We start from the raw sequence: 17,303 nt of genomic DNA, 5'->3' as shown, positions 1-17,303 counted from the left end.
TTCCTAATCCTAAGTGTGTTTCAAACAGAGTGAGGGGTCATGGTCGGCGAAATGTTCTCGCCGGGACGGCGCAGGGCCATCGCGGCGGGGGAGTCGCTGAACAGGGAAAAAAATTGCTCGCGAGAGAGTCGTTGAACGTCCGCGTCGGTACCAAGATGTTCCGGGTCGCCACTAGAGCAGCTCTCAAGGATCAAACGGGCTGAAACGGTCGTCCGGTCGCCTTTGCGAGCTTTGGCTTTGACAATCGTCAACGCTCCGTCGCGTTTGAATATCTCAGCTTCCACCGTCAGTGTCTCACCGGGTGACAGAAAATCACCAAATTTGACGCTCTTGGCTTCTCGTAGAAGCACCAAAGCGGAATCAAACTCGGGCGACATTCGGACCAACCACACGGCGGCTTGATGCAATGCTTCGAGCATCATCACGCCGGGCATGACGGGGAATCGGGGGAAATGGTCGGCGAGGTACTCTTCGTCTGCCGCCAAAGTTCGTTCACCGACCAAGCGTTGGCCGGGCGTCAGTTCGGTAATTCGGTCGATTTGGCGGTATTTCATGCCGCGTAACTTAGTACCCCGCCCAAAACGCCTCAACCACAGAATCGGTACAGAATGGCACTCAAACGCCCGATTCGGCCAAATTTGTCTGCTCGGACGCTCACATGCGGGTGCTGGTGCCCTTGGTGAGGGCCATGAAGGCGGATTCCAGGTCCAATTCTTCTTCGGCAAATCGCTTCAAACCGATGCCGTTGTCGATCAGCAACTTGGGCAATTCGGTGTAGTCGTCCGTGTCACTGTTCAAAATCACTCGCACGGCATCGTCGCCCGGCTGAGTCGACTGAACCAAGGGGTGCCCCTCGAAAAGCTCCGCGATCCGGGCCATTTGTTCGCGTTGACTGGGTTGGATGATCAGCACCGTGTGTTCGCGGACCATGCGAATCACCTCGGTCACCCGAGCGTTCTGTTTGAGTTCCCCGCGGTCGATGATTCCCACTTTGTTACACACGTCGGCCAGTTCCGGCAGAATGTGACTGCTGACGATCACCGTTTTGCCCATCTCACCGAGCCTGCGCAGCAGGTTCCGCATCTCAATCCGAGCCCGCGGGTCCAGTCCAGAAAGCGGCTCGTCGAGCAGCAAGACTTGGGGGTCATGCAGCAGTGTTCGCGCAAGTCCCAGACGCTGGGTTTGCCCGCGTGAGAGCGTGTTGGCATAGGCGTCGCGTTTGAAGTCCAGGTCAACAACTTCCAGCATTTCATTGACGCGTTTGCGACGGGCTTCTCCGCCGATCCGGTAAGCCGCGGCGAAAAACTCGAGGTACTCGACCACCGTCATGTCGTCGTACACGCCAAAGAAGTCGGGCATGTAGCCGACCAATCGCCGGATTTCCTTGGGCTGCGTGTGGACGCTGTGGCCGCACACGTAGGCCTCGCCCCAGCTGGGTTCCAACAGTGTGGCGATGATCCGCATCGTCGTCGTTTTGCCAGCCCCATTGGGGCCAATGAAACCGAACAAATCGCCCGCTTCCAGGTCCAAATCAATGGCGCGGATCGCGAACGCGTCGCCGTATTTTTTCGTCAGGTCAACTGTCTTGATCACGAGCCGGCACGATGCAGAACAAGGGAAACAAACGGGGGAATTCAATCAACGTCGGACTTCTTCGACCGGCAAAACCAAACGGACGTAGGAATTGGATTGCTCGGAAGTCGCCAGCGACGCCGCGGTTTGGGAGGTGCTGTCAGAATCGGCCGATTCGGGGGTCACCACCAATTCCGACCATGGCGATCGGCAGCGTCCCACCAAAATGCAGCGGTCCGCGGTCAGCAGTGAACTGAAGTCCAGGTGGCTGAGCACCTCATTGCGAAGCACGGTGTATCGCGGTCCGCCAACGGCGTCGTGGAACATCAACATTTCGGCCAATCGCCGCGGTTGGTCGACGGTGGTCACATCCCAGGATTCGCCTTCCGAATTGCTTTCCAAGGCGCGTTGCCGCGACAATTGCCAGCGGAAGTTCTTCTGGCGAAGCGAGTCAATTTCGTCGATTTGCGAACCGGCGGGGAGTCGTGTCGGAAGCAGGTAAACCCAGTTTTGATAGATCAGCATGCCGTCGAGCAAGTCGACTGGCAGCGTGTTGATGAGTTTGCCGTTGAGGAGTTCGCTGCCACGTCGTCGTTGGAGCGTCTGCTGCGGCATGTCCGTCGAGAACTGCGTCTGCAGTGCGATCGATTTGCTGCTTCGTGGTGCCAAATGCATGCCTGCGATTTGGCTGCTCAGGGGCGACGATGGATCGGTTTGATTCAGCAAAACGCTGCAGGATTTCCCGGAAGACTCAATTTGAATGCCTCCCATCGAGAGGCTCGGCGTTCCAAACGGCGCCAAGACTTGGTGATGGAACTTGTCCGCGACCGCTTGGGTTTCGGCGGTGGTTCGAGTCGCGATCCGAACGCGGCTGGATGGATGCGAGTAGACGAACGCCCAACGAAACAAGCGGCCAAATCCAGATTCGGCATCGATGTCCACGAACTCAATCGAGTTGGTCCGAAGCAACGCGTCGTCCACGGCAGCCGGAGCGGTCTCAGGCACATCTGTGGTGCCGGTTTCCGCAGCGATTCGCGGTTGAGCGGCCATCCAAAGGCCGATCGACAACGCCACCGAAACGACGGGGAATGTCAGCCAACCAATCCAGGCACGCTGGTTGAACTTTCGCATCAACAGGTAATCCAGCGGGCCGACCAAGGCGATCAACAATCCGATGATCACCGCCAGAACCGCAAAGCTGAATGGTCGTTTGAGCTCGAAACGATCCAGAGTGGCGCGAGTTTGACCGGCGAGGTCAGCGAATCCACTGAGCCGAATGCTTTCGCTGACGTTGTCTTCGTCCGCATGCCGAAGGGAGTCGCCAATCAGCAGCATGACCAAGTCCATCCGCTGCGGCCACTCGGCGAAAGCGGGGGACTCCAAGTCGGCGGCGAGCACCGTGATTCGGCCAAAGCCAGACACGTAACGAACCGCGAACGGGAGACTGACCCGGCGGCTGGTGCGGCCTGTGATGAGCATTTCGCCAACGCCATCGCGGCCAAACGTTTTGGGCAGTTGCAGGCCTTCGAATGGAGGCAGCCGAGTTTGGCTGCTGGTGAAAGTTTCCAGGCCAGATGGATCGAGGCGAATGGTTTCAGCGGTGGCCACGGAACTGGGGAGCAAGTCCGCCAACCAGTCAGCGGATTCCAACAGCGATTCGGCTTTCTCGCCCAATGTCAGCAGGACTTCGCCGCCGTTTTGGACCCATTGTGAGATCGCGGTACGCTGCGAGGGACTGAGTTCTTTCAGGATCGGAATTCCGGCCGCATTGACCACCAAGAGGTCGATCCCGTCGAGCGCCAAAGCATGGTCCGGGACCGCCGCGGGGTCTTGGATGCGGGTCACCGCGACGGAAGCTTCCCGACTGAGCAACTCATTCACGCCGACGGTGTCGATGCCCAGGGGGTCGCCAAAGACCATCACCCAGGGCATGCCCAAGGGGATCATCGAGGGGCCGTTGGCCGGGATACCCAATTCGGGCAACCGAGTCCGGGCCAGGATCTGATCGCCGGATCGAACGATGATCGGAGCCGCTTCGCTGCCGGGAATGACGAGTGCAAACGGCGAGTCCTCGGCAAGGCTGGGTTGTTCATAGGTGACCACCGCGCCGTCGCCGTCAACGGTTTCAATCAACAAGTCACTGAGTTGCTCGACCGGAATCGCCTTGCCAAAGGTTGACTCCGCTTCCGAGGGTTTCAAGCGAACCGCGGTCCACTGCCCGGGACGGTAATGCCCTTGGATGCCTGCCCAATTGGCCTGCGTGCTGGGGGAGACGGATTCCTGGGCGCTGCTGTTGGTCGCCAACACGCAGGGCACCAGGACCAGAACGAATGCCAGCAAAGTGGTGCTGGTGGGGCGAGTGGTTCGGGGATGAGACAGTGGATTGCCTTGGGTCATGGTTTTTCACTCAGGCTGCATTCGCACTGAAATCGGCCACAACCAGGGCATCCGTTGCCGTATTTCTTGGACAAGGCGTCTGCCAAGTCGATGTCAGCCACATTCGCGATCGTGAACAGCCAGGCGATGACGTCGGCAAACTCTTCGGCCAGGTTTTCTCGGTCGTCCCCCCGAAGGGCGGAGGCGAGTTCCCCGACCTCTTCCATCAGCCACATGAACGTGCCGTCCACACCGCGCGCGACATCTTTGTCGTAATACATGCGGTGGATGTGCTTTTGCAGATCCGCGATCGAGAGATCTTTGCTGGGAGACGTCATGAAGGAGGTCGGGCGGAGAAGGCGGAATTCGGCGGAGCCGAGCGGAAGATTGAATTCGAAATTGCGGATCAGGCGACTTGGAAGCTCGAAACACGCAAAAAATCTAGGTTCGATCCATTCAGATGATAGGCCAATTCGGCTGGGAGGCGTATTCTAGCGACCCGAATCGGAACCGCGAGGCACCTTGGCATGCCTCCTTCTTGTGTCACGCTGTCCCCTTCCGTTCCACCAAACTTCGGCACACTTGCAACCAGTCGCATGGAATCCAGTTCGAAACCCGAAGTCTCTCCAACGCCTTCCGCCCCCTCGGCGAACCCAAAACCGGCCAAGCTGAACTCGTACCCGTTCTACAGCCCCCGTTTTTGGCATGGGATGCGTCCCGCCGCATGGTGGCGTTTGTTGCGCAGTGGCAACTTCGAAATCAGTCCCTCGCGCGTTCCGATGGTGATCAGCGTTTCGCTGACAACATTCATCAACACGCTGTTGACGTGCCTGCAGAACGTTTTGTTCGCGCGACGGTTGCGAGAAGCGGAATTGCACGGGCCCCCGGTCTTCATCGTGGGGCATTGGCGAAGCGGCACCACGCTGCTGCACGAATTGATGGTTCGCGATGAACGATTCAGCAGCCCCTCGACATTCCAGTGCTTTGCGCCCTCGCACTTTTTGGTGACCCAGTGGTTCTTCCGGAAATTCGCGAGTTGGTTGCTGCCGGGCAAACGGCCGATGGACAACATGGACGCCGGTTGGGACCGTCCCCAAGAAGACGAGTTCGCGCTCATGAATTTGGGTGTCCCGTCACCTTACCGTCGGATCGCGTTTCCACGGCAACAGCAGGTCGACATGGAGTACTTAGACCTGAATGACATCACCGAGGAAGAACGCGAAAACTGGATGTCCACGCTGCGTTCGTTCTTGTTGCGAGTCAGCGTTTCAACGAATCGACCGCTGGTGATCAAGAGTCCCACCCACACTGGCCGCATCGGTCATCTGGCCCGCGCGTTCCCGCAAGCCAAGTTTGTTCATATCACTCGCGATCCCCGGGCGCTGTTTCCGAGCACCTGCCGGTTGTGGCGAAGCTTGGACGAAGTGCAGTCCTTGCAAACCAGCAAAGAAGAAGGCCTGGATGAGTACGTGCTGACTTGTTTGACCAAGATGTACGACTCCTTCCATGCCGATCGTCAAGAAATCGATGAGCATCACATCATCGACATTCGCTATGAGGATTTGATCGCGGAACCGGTCGGCACGCTGAGGAAAATTTACGAATCGTTGCGGCTGAGTGATTTCGATACGGTCAGCGAAGACATTCAAGATTGGGCCGAGAACGAACATCGTCAATACAAAACCAACACGCACCAGTTGGATCCCGAGCAAGAAAAACACTTGCTGGACCGCTGGAGCGATTACTTTGACCGGTACGGCTACCGCTGATCTCTCTTGGCATTCATTGAATCGTTTGGAAAATGATGAACCGAATTTTTGCACGCTCGTCTTGTGTCCTCCCGCTGACCGTTTGTTTGTTGGCAGGAATGATGTTTCCCGGATGCTCCTCGTCCAGGACGGATTCGACCGCCGATCAGGCGGAAGCTAACGAGGCTTCGTCAACGTCCGGCAATGGTGATGCCACGCAAGAGGCTTCCTCGGATTCCACCGAAGCCTCTTTTGAGCCGCCTGTGTTTGAAGCGGATGCAGAAAAGTTGTTGGCCAGTCGTCTGCCGATCGAGCGCACCCAACAGGGCTGGATTCGATTGTTCGATGGGCACACTTTGTTTGGTTGGGCGATTGGTGGCAAAGCCAACTTCCGAGTGGAAGATGAGACCATCGTGGCCGATCAAGGCGAGAACTGTTTGTTGACCACGTCGACGCAGTGGAGTGATTACGAATTGGAACTTCAGTTCCAGTGCGATGAAGACACGAACTCGGGCGTGTTTGTCCGCACGACGCTGGATCCACAAGACGTCACGGCGGATTGCTACGAAGTCAACATCGCACCGCCGTCGAACCCGTTTCCAACCGGTGGCGTGGTCGAGCGAGCAAAGGGCGAGACGTTTGACACCGACCCTGAAAAATGGCACACGATGAACATCTTGTGCGACGGGGCCACGCTCCGAGTCACGATCGACGGAACCGTGACTTGCGAAATCGATGACGCGACGCGGCCCACCACCGGTTACATCGGTTTGCAGCATCGCGACGGCAGAATCGCTTTCAAGAACATTCAGTTGCGTCCGTTGGGACTGAAGAATCTGCTGGCCGATGGCTTGGAAGGTTGGACCGTTCGGGAAGGCATGGAAGGTGAGTACCGAATCGACGACGACGGTCATTTGGTGGTCGATGGCGGCAAGCAACAGCTCGAGACAAACGCTGTGTTCGGTGACTTTGTGATGTTGGCTGAATACAAAATGGACGATCCAAAATCCAATTCGGGGTTGTTCTTTCGTGCCATTCCGGGAGACGAAATGATGGGGTACGAGTGCCAGGTCAGCAACGAGCTGATCGATGGCAACCCGTTGAAGCCCGCGGATTGTGGTGCCGGTGGGATCTTCCGTCGCCAGGACGCTCGCGTGGTTGCGGGGGAACCTGAGCGTTTGAATTCAATCCTGCTGGTCGCCGAAGGCAACCACTTCGCGACGTGGGTCAATGGAATTCAAGTGACCGATATCGTTGACACTCGCAAGGCGGATGAAAACCCACGTCGTGGACTTCGACTGGAGCCAGGATCGATCATCGTGCAAGGTCACGACAAGACGACGCAAGCGACTTATCGTCAGATCGCCGTTGCCGTGCAGACCGCCGCAGAAGGCAGTGAGTAGTGGTGACGACGAGGCGGACACGAGGCAGGTTTGAAGCGTTTTGGGCCATCGCGTTGCTCGCGTTGATGGCCGCAACATTTCGGTTGTGGTTGCCAGCGGGCTGGACGGGGGCGGGGGATTATCCCGCCGTGCCAATGTTCGATCTTGCGAACGTTGGCCTGGCTCAGCAAGCGACCGGCCTGATCTCAACGGTGATCACCGGTGTGATTGTGATCGCGTGTTGGGTCATCGTCGGGCTCGGTCGGGCGCGATGGGCGTGGCCGATCATTGCCGCGTCACTTGCGATCTCGGTGGTGTTGGACCAGCATCGATTGCAGCCTTGGGTTTACCAATCGTTTCTGTATGCGGTCTTGTTCACGCTTGCTCCGCGAAATGAATCGGGGCAGGCCTCGGAGCCAGCCTTTCGTTTGATTCGGTTGTTGACGATCAGCGTGTATGTGTTCAGCGCGGTCGGCAAGTTTGACTTTCAGTTCTTGCACACCGTGGGGCAAGACTTTCTGCGGGCTCCGCTGCAGTGGGTGGGCGTCGATGTCTCGACGTGGCCGGTGCGAACGCGTTTGTTTGCTGCGGCCAGCTTCCCCGCATTTGAGCTGTGTGTTGCGTTCGCTCTGTGCTGGTCCCGAACGCGAATGCTGGGGGTGTGGATGGCAACCGCGATGCACCTTGGTTTGCTCACGGTGTTGTCTCCGTTGGGGCTGGGGCACAGTCCCGGGGTGATGGTTTGGAATGTGGTGATGGCAATCCAGGCGTGGTGGTTGTTTGCTGGGCCGGCACTGGAACCCGACCGGGACGCTGAGTCGGGGCCACGCCCGGTGGGTTGGTTAGCGAGTTGGTTGGCTTGGGCGACCGTGGCGGTGGCTTTGTTGATGCCGGTGTTTGAACGCAGCGGCTACTGGGATCACTGGTTGGCCTGGGCGTTGTATTCACCCCACAGCAGCCGTGTGTCCCTGCAAGTGCATGAATCAGCGCTCGAACGATTGCCAGCAGCCTGGCAAGTAGCGGTTGGCGCTGACGAAGATGCGGATCGTTGGCACGACCTGCGTCTTGGTTCGTTGTCGCTCGCCATTCGCGGTGTGCCCGCGGTTCCGCAGGCCAGGTATCAATGGGCGCTCGCGAATCAACTGATCCAGCAGAGCGGCATCGAGAACCAGGTTCGGGGCAAAGTGCAGTCCGCGTCCGACCGCTGGACGGGCGAACGGGACGAGCAATGGTGGACACGACCGGATGAATTTCAGGCGGCCGGTGAGGCGTATTGGTTCGTCCCGTAGACCATTGGGATTGGCAACCGATTGACTTCCGGTCACTCGGTAACAGCGGCTTCTTCGGCTACGGTTTCTTCGGCAGCGGCTTCCGTTTTCGGGCTCTCGGTTTCAGCAGGTGATTCTTCGTCGTTGGAGTCTTCCGAATCGGTTGTTTCACTCTCGGGTTCTCGCAACTGCAGCACGATGGCATCGTCGACCACTTCGATTTTGTCGAACTTCCGCAGCAGCTCTGCGGTCTCGACATCGTCGTAAGCATCTTTGGCGAGGTTCTGCTGGGAGAATCCTTCCATGAAGGCTTCGGGAATGGGTTCGCCTTTGACGCTGGCGCTGGTCAGGCGAACGACCAACACGCCGTTGTTCATGGAGACTTCGAATTCGGCGTCGGCGTTGAAGAAGCGACCCTTGCCACCGGGGATTTGGTCGGTCGGCAGTGTGACTTGGCCATACAGTCGCCCATCTTCAATGCGAACGAATGCTTTGCCTCGGAGTTCTTCGTTGGACGAGATCAAAGCGTTGATTTCTTCGCTGGTCAGACGCAATTCTCGAGGGAGATCGGCGGGGACCGCTGATTCTTCGACTTCATTCGCGGCATCACCACCGCCGTCGGTTGCAGCCTCGCCATCGGGATCTGCGCCGCTGGAATCTTCCGGCGAGCCCGATTTGACTTGGTCGCTGAAGGCGTCGATCCGGGCCTGCAGTTCATCCAGGCGTGCCTCGTCCCAATCGACCACGGGAACATCGGCGGGGTGCGTGTCGGTGTACTTTTCGACTTGTCCGGTGACAAAGTAGTAGACACCGAACATGCTGGCGATCATCACGACGACCGCGACGGTCAGTGTTCCCAAGCATCCCCAAAGGAAGCATCCCCAACCGGATTTGTTGACGGGCTGCACCGCAGCGTTGGGATCGGCGTTCGGGTGAACTGGGGAGCCGGAATGAAACGGATCGTTGGGGTGTGTCGACATGGTCAGACTTCCTTGAGTTGAAGCACCGCTTGGCGAGCGCGGCGCAAAAAGTCGGCTTTGGGTTCACCGGTTTCCAAGAAGATAGGAGCACCGATCGTGATGCATGAGAGCAAGGGCACCGGCAGCACTTCACCACGCGGTAAGATTCGGTTCAAGTTTTCGATGTAGACGGGAACCAATTCGAGGTCCGGGCGTTTTTTGCCCAGGTAGTACAGGCCGCTTTTGAAGTCGCTCATCTCTTCACCCGCTGAGCGGCTGCCTTCGGGAAAGACGATCAGCGAATAGAGGTCGCCCATTTGCCGGATCATGATGTCGATCGGGCTTTTGTGGACCTTGATTTCCTTGCGGTCGATCAACAGTGCGTTGAAGCTGCGTGCGATGTGTTCTTTGAACCAACTTCCGGTCCAATAATCTTTCGCGGCGACGGGTCGGGTCAGCGAGCGGATTTCGTGCGGCAGCGCCGACCAGAGAACCACTGCATCGAGGTGGCTGGTGTGGTTGGCAAAGTAAATTCGTTGGCAGGTGTCCGGCTGGCAATCCACCCATCGAACGGTGAAGCCGCTGAACATCTTGGCGAGCAGAACGATGATGTGGCTGGTCAGTGTCATGCGACCAGTTTACTCAGCTAACCGGTACCCTCGAAGCACCCTTGATTGCAGCGGATGGAGTTCGAGGAGCGGCTTTGGCGACGAAGGCCGGTTGGCTGGCTCTCGATTTCTCGGCAAAAATTTCATGAATGAGCGTTTGGTAGCCATCGACCATCGATTGCAGCGAACCGGTGGCTTGGACCAATTCACGACCATTTCGGCCCAATTGCGAACGCAAGTCGTCTTTCGTGAGCAACCGGTCGATCGCGGCAACGAATGAATTCACATCCTCGCTGGGGACCAATTCGCCTGTCTTTCCAGGCAGAACGGTTTCGGAAATGGAGCCCACATCGGTCGCGACCACGGGGGTCTCGCAGGCCAGAGCTTCCAGAATCGAAACCGGGGAGGCTTCGTTGAGCGAACAGAGCGTGAACACATCCATCGCGGCGAGCAAGCGAGGCGTGTCGCTGCGGTTGCCCAGCAGATGGACTCGATCGGTGAGCCCGAGTTGTTCGATCAAAGGTTCGATCGTGTCTCGTTCGGGCCCTTCTCCGATGATCAGCGTGTGAAGATCGGGGTGTCGTTCCCGCAGTTTGGCTGCTGCTTGAATCAGCATCGAATGATTCTTTTCACTCCGCAGGGCTGCCACGATTCCGATCAACGGGGTTTCGGGGGCCAAGCCGAGTTCTTTCCGAACGTCGGGTGAAGTGCGGCATTCAGCGGAGGGATGAAAACGCTCGCAATCGATTCCGTTGCGAATGACGCGGACCTTGTTCGCGGGAAATTTTTCGAACGTGCGAAGGAATTCACCGTGTGATTCGGCAACCCCAATGAACGCGTCGGTGATCTGGGTGAGCAAGCGATTCAATCTTCCAACGCCGTCGGGCCAACCCGTGGAATGCAGCGCGGACGCGATCACAGGCACGCCAGCCAGCTTCGCAGCCAAGCGTCCCCAGAACATTTTGTCACCGGCACCCACGGTGATCACTGCGTCGGCGTTTCGCTTCCGCAGCAAGCGTGCCAATCGGGGCAGCACCGCGATGTCGTACTTGCCACCAATGAGGTCACTGTGAACGGGGAACTCGTTTGCAATTTCCGTTCCGAGTGGTCCAGGTTCCTTCAGGCAGATGACCTCCGGTTGGATCACGCTTGGATCCATTCGCCTCATCAAGTTCACCAGCAGCGTTTCGGCGCCGCCGACCGGCATGCTGGTGATGACAAACATGCATTTCAACGGTCGCTGAATGGGTTGAGAAAACGAATTCATGAGAAAGCAAGTTCGGGGTGGCGGATTTTGGCAGCGAGTTCGGGTTCGATGTTCAGCACATCTTGGTCTGGCAGAGTGGGCCGTCGACGATTCTTGCGTTCGTCATAGGTCAACCAATTGCGGAGACGATTGAATTGTGGGTCCCCGTGGAAGCGTCGGATGTGAAAGGAGTCATCGCCGATCAAGTTGTACGCACCGTAGGCACTGCAGATTCCTTTGAGACCGCATTGCCGGGCGGTCTCGATGACAGCTGGACGCATTTGTTGTGGCAAGCCGAATGGAACGGCGAGGTAGCGAACCGGTCGGTCAATCATCTCTTCCAAGTTGTTTTTCGCTTCGACAATTTCTTGGTTCAGCTCTTCGATTGTGTGAACCCGGTTGAAATCAACATGGTTGGCCGTGTGCAGTCCGATCTCGATGCCGCTGTCAGCGGCCGCTTTGATTTGTTCGACCGTGTTGATTGGCAACGGATGACCCAGGCGAAGGTCGTGCTCAAAGGGGTGTCCGTGACGGACGTTTTCAGTGGTCACAAAGTACGTGCAAGGGATCCGGTGCCGGATCATCAGCGGCAATGCGAATTCGCAGTTTTCGGAATAGCCATCGTCGAAGGTGAATGAAACCGCCGGCCGAGGCGAGTGGCCTGTGTCGAGTCGACGCTGCACTTCTTGCAGCGAGATCAATTCAAAATGCTCGCGGCAGTAGTCAACCTGGCGTTCAAAGTCCCGCTTTGAAATCGTCCACGGATTGATCGGTTCGTCGGCGACCCGGTGATAAAACAGCACCGAAATCGGGGCCTGACCCTGGTCTGACATTCGCTTCAATTGTCGACGTCGCCAAGGCGTTTGAATCGCCAGACGTGTGGAGATCGCGAGGGAGCGGAGCAATTGCATGGTGTCTTGGGCGGTGAGCGTGGGGAAGCTTTGGCAAACGCTACGATGCCATGGGGGGTGATGTGAAACCCATGGGAAACAGGATTCCAGGTTCTTCGCGTTCGTTGACCGAATGTTCGGGTTGTGTGGGTGGGACCGCCGTGTGGGGGAAGAACCATTCACCGCAACGCTTACCGAAACAGTCCAAATGCCGAAAGACTCCTGTCGACCTGCTTCGAACGGGTGAATGGCAGGGAGACAGGCCCGTTTGGTGGCGATTTGGCTTGTTCCCTGCGGTGCGGATTTGTTACGTCCAATCCAATGAATCACACTCGACGTCCGATCGAACGCCGCCGCAGGGTTCTCCTGACGACCGCCGGTGGCGACTCCGGGAACGTGACGGCCAAGCAGAAGGCAGTCCAGCAGCAATGGCGAGAAGCTCGCCGGCCTGCTGTCGCCTACGGGTCTCGCGTTCGCCGATGTTTGCGCGGACGTTGGTTCTCTTTGGTTCCCGTGCAGCGGTCCGCGCTGACAGGGGTGGTCGCGGTTGTCGTTTGCTTGGCGATGGCGTTGATCGGTTTGCACTACGCTTCGGTTGCCTGGCCCGCTCTGGCAGAGCGAACCTCGGTCACGGCCGTCACTCGAATTGATGCGGTGGGCAGTCTCGGCCGCTACTGCACCAGCATGTTGATGCTGGGGATCGCGGGCACGTCTTGGTTGATCTATCAACTTCGGCGATACCGCAACGATGACTTCCAGGGGCACTATCGTTTGTGGCGTCTGGTCACTGCGATGGGGGTGCTGGGCAGTGTTGCCACGATGGTTCCGCTGATCGATTTACTGGGCGGGGTCACCGAATGGGCGTTGGGAAAACGCGTGGCACTGTCCGGCAGTGATTGGGTCAAGCTGTTGTTGACCGTGGGTGGCGCGGTGGTGTTGTTGCGAACCACGGCCGAGATGTGGAAGCATCGAAGCGCAGCCGCATGGATGTTCGCCGGATGGTTGGCGGCATCGTTGCCCGTCGCCGAGAACTGGAATCTCTTCACGATTGACACACCGCTTCGTTGGACCGCGTTCACGTCAGCGATGTTGATTGCCGCTTCTTGCTGGTTTTGCGCGACGGTGATGTACTTGCGAACGTTGTACATGGACGTTCGCGGAATCCAGCGTCCTGCGACCTTGGCGGTCCGTTTTCGACAAGCGTTGGCGGAACAGGGGGACAGCATGCGGGAGTGGACCAAACGCGAACCCAAGCCACCCAAACAGGCCCCCGCAGCGAAAGCGGCCCCTGCCGCGAAGCAAGCTTCAGCACCCAAACCAGACCCGGTTTCCAAGTCAGCCCCAGTGTCGACAGCAGCCCCTGCGCGTCAAGCCGCAAAGCCACCGGAGCCGAAAGGCCCCGAGAAGGAAGCCGGTTCAGATACCAAGACGGCTCGCAAGCGACGGTTTTGGCAGCGTGCCGAAGCCGCTCCAACCAGCGATGTGTCCAAGAACACCAACGATCGATCCGCCCAGTCGGACGACGATCGAGGCAGCGATGCTTCTGCCCACGATGAAAACGGCAAGGAAGCGGAATCCAGCAAGCGATCTTCCAAGTGGAAGTTCTGGGGCCGCAAACGCAAATCAGCTGACTCAGAGGATGAGTCCGACGAGGTGGAACTGAACGAATCGTCTGAACCGGATGGCGACACCGAAGACACGGAGCCCAAGGCCAAACGCTCGTGGTTGCCCAAGTGGAAGCGAACGCCCAAAGCCGTTGCCGATGAGGAATCCGAGAACGAAGAGGAGCCCACTCGACCGGCTCCGTCCGCTTCGTCGGATGATGAAGATGTTGAAGAGGCACCCAAGAAGCGGCGATTTGGATTCAAGCTTCCGTCGCTTGGCCGCAAGGCAAAGAGCGATGCGTTGACAGACCCAACTGATTCCGATGATGAGTTCTCAAGTTCGGACTTGGAGGAAGTCGCTGATTCACGCTCGAATGCCCCGTCTTCGCCGAATCGGGATTCCGACGATGATTCCCAGCCCGACTACAGCGAGATGGATGAAGAGGACATCGATTGGTCCGGCATGAACAAAGCGGAACGCCGGCGGGTTCGCAAGCAACTCAAACGCGGTGGGCGGGCGGCTTAGCAATGCCTGGTCCACCACGGCAGCCTGACGCTACCAAGCATTGTCCAGTCCAGCGTTCGTCTGCCCTGCGAAATGTTTGCTATTGGCGTTCCGATCGCGAATGCAATTTTTCTTCCGGCTTCTGTCTTTCTTCATCCCGGTAGGGATTTCAGATGGTAGCCGGGGGTCGCTGCGTCGCAGCGTACCCCCGGAAAACGAGGTTCCATAAAACTCTCCATCCCGCCGTGGCCAATGGCCACGGCGGGATGGAGAGTGGCGGCGTGGGGGGCGTGTCCATCGGTGGCGCTATCGCTTACCGACGGCTACCATCTGAAATCCCTACCGGGATGAAAACTTGCGCAAACGCATGGCCGCCACAGCCCCCAAATTTAGCAGTCCAAGCTAATACTCAAACGGCATCCCTCGGTGATGCCGGATCATTCCTGCCGACTTGCTTCCGCGAATATCGCGTTCAATGGGAATGTGATTCGTAGTGTTGGCGTAGGATGTCTTTGCCGTAGTCGTTGCCGTTGGGAGTCCGGATGACGGTATGAATGTGATCACGCGTCGGTTCGGACGTTCGAAACGGAGCGACGCGGCGTTGGTGGTCGAACTCGATCAAGACGACCGGGCTGTGAACGCGATAGTAGTACACGCTTTGGTCAGTCGTTCCGCCGATCCAGGCAAAGTAGGTTTCGTCGAGGTGCTGCTTCACCTCGGACATTCGCACTTTTGCGTGTCCTTCTCGCATGTTGCCGACGTACTCTTCGATCAATTGCAGCAGAGCACCTTTCTGCGTTTCGTCGAGCTTTGAACCGACAATCCCCGCATAGTCCAGGACGACATTGTCCTTGTAGGCTTCCGTCAGATTGTTGTTGCCATCCTTGCGATTCATGATGATCGCTTCGGAACGCTGCCCTTCGCTCAGCAGCTTGATTAGATTCAAACCCTTGTCCTGTTCGTCTTGCATCACGATCGTTCCCGCGAATTTGCCTTGCTTGGCTTCGACGGGTTCGGAACCCATGAAGACGGGGCTCATCACGACTTGGTCGCCCAAGACGAAGTAATTGATGACGACGTGATGCCCATCGAGTTGCCATCCCCAGGGTTCCGTTTCGGATGGTTTCCCCATCACGGTGATCCAGTAAAGCCATTCGTTGTATTCTTGGGGCTTCTTCGCCAACTCACCGAGCGTGCCGTTCAGCTTCATGATGTCTTTGGTTTTCTTCAGCCCTTTGGCACTGAGGCTTTGCTGAAGCATTTCGAAGGCCAGCGTTCGTTGTGCTTCGGTCATCTCGTCGAAGCCGACTCCTTGGCGTTTGGGGCTGTGTCGGTTGTCCCACTTTCTCCATTCGGTGTCGTCGACCGGGAAGACGGTTCGCTCGCGTTGCTGATCGGTCAGCCCTGCCAGGAAGGCATCGGCTGCGACACGAACGGGTTCCGTGGTGACACCGGTGGACTCGATCGAAAACAGGTCTTTCTGCGGACCGTTCGACGTCGTGATGCCAACAAACGGTTCGTCGACCGTGGGAGCACCTCGTCGTCCGCCCGGTCTTTGAGCATGGACGTTCAAGAGGGCGGTTGAACAGCAAATTAAACCGGTGGCGACTGCGATCCAACGGGGGAGATGTGACGGTCGATTCATGTTTCTCAATTGCGATCGAGGATTCGGGGGACTGTGTTTTCTGAATTTTATACCCAACGCGTCCATCGGAGGGCCAAACACTTTGTAACAATGCGACGGAGCCGTTCCCTGAAGGCTCTGCGGCGGATCGGACTGACGATTCAGTGGGGTGAATCCAGAGTAGAACAGTTGTCCCCAACTGTTCCGTCAGGCAACCCTCAACGGCTAGGCCTCATTGCAACCGAGTCCGCCTTCAACCGCTTTCGTCACCCTGCTCAATGCGTCGGTTAACTCAGATTGTCTTAGCGACTCGGTGACCACCGTTCGCCGTTGATATGGACCTGTTTCACTTTCAAGGTTTTGCTCAGCAAGACGATGTCGGCTTGTTTGCCTGGGGTCAGGCTGCCGACTTGTTGATCGATTCCGGTTCGCTCGGCGGGAGTCAGGGATGCCATGCGAACGGCGTCTTGCAGGGGAACATTTCCGAGCTTGTGCATCGTGCGAACCATGTGGTCCATTCCCATCACGGAACTGGCCAAGGAACCGGGCGATGCCCAGCCGACTTGTCCGTCGCTGGTGAACCAAGAGCCGTCCGCTTCCGGGCCAAATCGATATTTCCCCGGCGGCATGTCGAGGGCTCGGTTGCAGTCGGTGACCAAGCACAAACGCTTGCTGCCTTTCATTCGCCAAGCAAAACTCAGGAGCTCCGGTGCCAGGTGCATCCCATCGGCGATGACCTCGGTGCTCATCTCTGGGTTGGACAACACGTACTCCAGCATGCTGCCTTGCATTGGAACCCCGAGTCGTTTGCGGACCGAGGACACATTGCTCATCGCACACCAAAAGTGGTCGACGTGTCGCATGCCACGTTTGAATCCAGCGTCCATCTCGTTCCAACTGGAATTGGAATGACCGCACGTCACCAAGCAGCCTCGTTTCGTCGCGTGTTGATAGAACGCCGCCGCTCCCGGAAGTTCCGCCGCGCAGGTTGCGATCCCGATGATGCCCGAGTCAAAGTAGCGGCGGTATTCGGCTGCCTTGGGAGCACGGCAAACGGACTCGTCGTGACAGCCTGTTTTTCCCTTGGCGAAGTACGGGCCGTATAGATGCACACCGCCGATCTTGCTTCCGCAATCGGTTTTCCCAGTGTCGCGGACTTCGCCGCAGGCTGCCAACATCGCGTGAATTTGATCGTCGGTTCCAGTGCTGGTGGTTGGGAAGATGGTTGTTGTTCCGTGGCGAGCATGGGACTGGCAAACGGTGTGGACCGCTTCTCGAGTGCCGTCCATCACATCGGCACCGCCGCCACCATGAATGTGGATGTCGACAAAGCCCGGGCAAATGTAGCCACCTTTGGCATCAATGATTTTCGCGGAGGCGGGAACGCGAGAGCGTGCGGTTCCGACGTACGTGATTCGTTCGTCTCGGCAGACGATGACCGCATCGGGAAGCAAGCGGTCGGGCAAGATCGCAGTGCCGTTGAGAAAGCAAAGATGGGACACAAATTGCAGTTGGGTTGGA

At 57.8% G+C, this 17,303-nt stretch carries 14 protein-coding genes; 4 read left to right on the top strand and 10 right to left on the bottom strand.

The window, feature by feature from the left end; translation table 11 throughout:
- Positions 1–20 precede the first annotated feature (20 nt).
- From RISK_RS14090 to RISK_RS14075, 4 genes are all read right to left on the bottom strand, one after another.
- Positions 21–554 (bottom strand): 3-hydroxyacyl-ACP dehydratase FabZ family protein, encoded by a 534-nt coding sequence (locus tag RISK_RS14090; RefSeq protein WP_047814944.1) that lies wholly within the window; start codon positions 552–554, stop codon positions 21–23.
- A gap of 100 nt (positions 555–654) precedes the next feature.
- Positions 655–1,593, bottom strand: coding sequence for an ABC transporter ATP-binding protein (locus RISK_RS14085; RefSeq protein ID WP_047814943.1), 939 nt, complete (start codon positions 1,591–1,593; stop codon positions 655–657).
- Positions 1,594–1,638: 45 nt separating this feature from the next.
- Positions 1,639–3,969, bottom strand: coding sequence for a hypothetical protein (locus RISK_RS14080; protein ID WP_047814942.1), 2,331 nt, complete (start codon positions 3,967–3,969; stop codon positions 1,639–1,641).
- Positions 3,966–4,286 (bottom strand): MazG nucleotide pyrophosphohydrolase domain-containing protein, encoded by a 321-nt coding sequence (locus RISK_RS14075; protein WP_008663028.1) that lies wholly within the window; start codon positions 4,284–4,286, stop codon positions 3,966–3,968. The genes RISK_RS14080 and RISK_RS14075 overlap by 4 nt, the downstream gene beginning before the upstream one ends.
- A gap of 189 nt (positions 4,287–4,475) precedes the next feature.
- Here RISK_RS14075 and RISK_RS14070 point away from each other — a divergent pair, with 189 nt between their 5' ends.
- The 3 genes from RISK_RS14070 to RISK_RS14060 all read left to right on the top strand — a co-directional run bounded on the left by RISK_RS14070 (position 4,476) and on the right by RISK_RS14060 (position 8,367).
- Positions 4,476–5,717, top strand: coding sequence for a sulfotransferase family protein (locus RISK_RS14070; RefSeq protein WP_236696297.1), 1,242 nt, complete (start codon positions 4,476–4,478; stop codon positions 5,715–5,717).
- A gap of 32 nt (positions 5,718–5,749) precedes the next feature.
- Entirely contained in the window at positions 5,750–7,099 is a 1,350-nt protein-coding gene (locus RISK_RS14065) for a 3-keto-disaccharide hydrolase (protein ID WP_047814940.1), read from the top strand.
- A gap of 65 nt (positions 7,100–7,164) precedes the next feature.
- Complete coding sequence (locus RISK_RS14060) at positions 7,165–8,367, top strand: hypothetical protein (RefSeq protein ID WP_236696296.1); 1,203 nt, start codon at positions 7,165–7,167, stop codon at positions 8,365–8,367.
- A 32-nt stretch (positions 8,368–8,399) separates the two neighbouring features.
- On the opposite strand, the gene RISK_RS14055 is transcribed toward RISK_RS14060, so the two are convergent.
- Genes RISK_RS14055 through RISK_RS14040 form a run of 4 tightly spaced genes read right to left on the bottom strand, consistent with a single transcriptional unit; the run spans position 8,400 to position 12,070 of the window.
- Positions 8,400–9,326 carry a hypothetical protein gene (locus tag RISK_RS14055; RefSeq protein WP_047814939.1) on the bottom strand — a complete coding sequence of 309 codons (927 nt, stop codon included), beginning with the start codon at positions 9,324–9,326 and terminating at the stop codon, positions 8,400–8,402.
- A 2-nt stretch (positions 9,327–9,328) separates the two neighbouring features.
- Entirely contained in the window at positions 9,329–9,934 is a 606-nt protein-coding gene (locus RISK_RS14050) for a lysophospholipid acyltransferase family protein (RefSeq protein ID WP_047814938.1), read from the bottom strand.
- A 13-nt stretch (positions 9,935–9,947) separates the two neighbouring features.
- Positions 9,948–11,138 (bottom strand): glycosyltransferase family 4 protein, encoded by a 1,191-nt coding sequence (locus RISK_RS14045; RefSeq protein ID WP_047815061.1) that lies wholly within the window; start codon positions 11,136–11,138, stop codon positions 9,948–9,950.
- A 38-nt stretch (positions 11,139–11,176) separates the two neighbouring features.
- Complete coding sequence (locus RISK_RS14040; protein ID WP_047814937.1) at positions 11,177–12,070, bottom strand: polysaccharide deacetylase family protein; 894 nt, start codon at positions 12,068–12,070, stop codon at positions 11,177–11,179.
- Positions 12,071–12,370: 300 nt separating this feature from the next.
- Between RISK_RS14040 and RISK_RS14035 the strand changes: the two genes are divergently transcribed.
- Positions 12,371–14,179 carry a hypothetical protein gene (locus RISK_RS14035; protein ID WP_236696295.1) on the top strand — a complete coding sequence of 603 codons (1,809 nt, stop codon included), beginning with the start codon at positions 12,371–12,373 and terminating at the stop codon, positions 14,177–14,179.
- Positions 14,180–14,630: 451 nt separating this feature from the next.
- On the opposite strand, the gene RISK_RS14030 is transcribed toward RISK_RS14035, so the two are convergent.
- Both RISK_RS14030 and nagA read right to left on the bottom strand, forming a co-directional pair.
- Entirely contained in the window at positions 14,631–15,812 is a 1,182-nt protein-coding gene (locus RISK_RS14030; protein WP_047814936.1) for a DUF3500 domain-containing protein, read from the bottom strand.
- A gap of 272 nt (positions 15,813–16,084) precedes the next feature.
- Entirely contained in the window at positions 16,085–17,284 is a 1,200-nt protein-coding gene (nagA, locus tag RISK_RS14025; protein WP_047814935.1) for an N-acetylglucosamine-6-phosphate deacetylase, read from the bottom strand.
- Between the last annotated feature and the right edge of the window lie 19 nt (positions 17,285–17,303).

This window comes from Rhodopirellula islandica (assembly GCF_001027925.1).
In the GTDB taxonomy this organism is placed as follows: domain Bacteria; phylum Planctomycetota; class Planctomycetia; order Pirellulales; family Pirellulaceae; genus Rhodopirellula; species Rhodopirellula islandica.
Note: the sequence above shows the minus strand (reverse complement) of the source record. Positions and strands in the feature narration are given on the sequence as shown.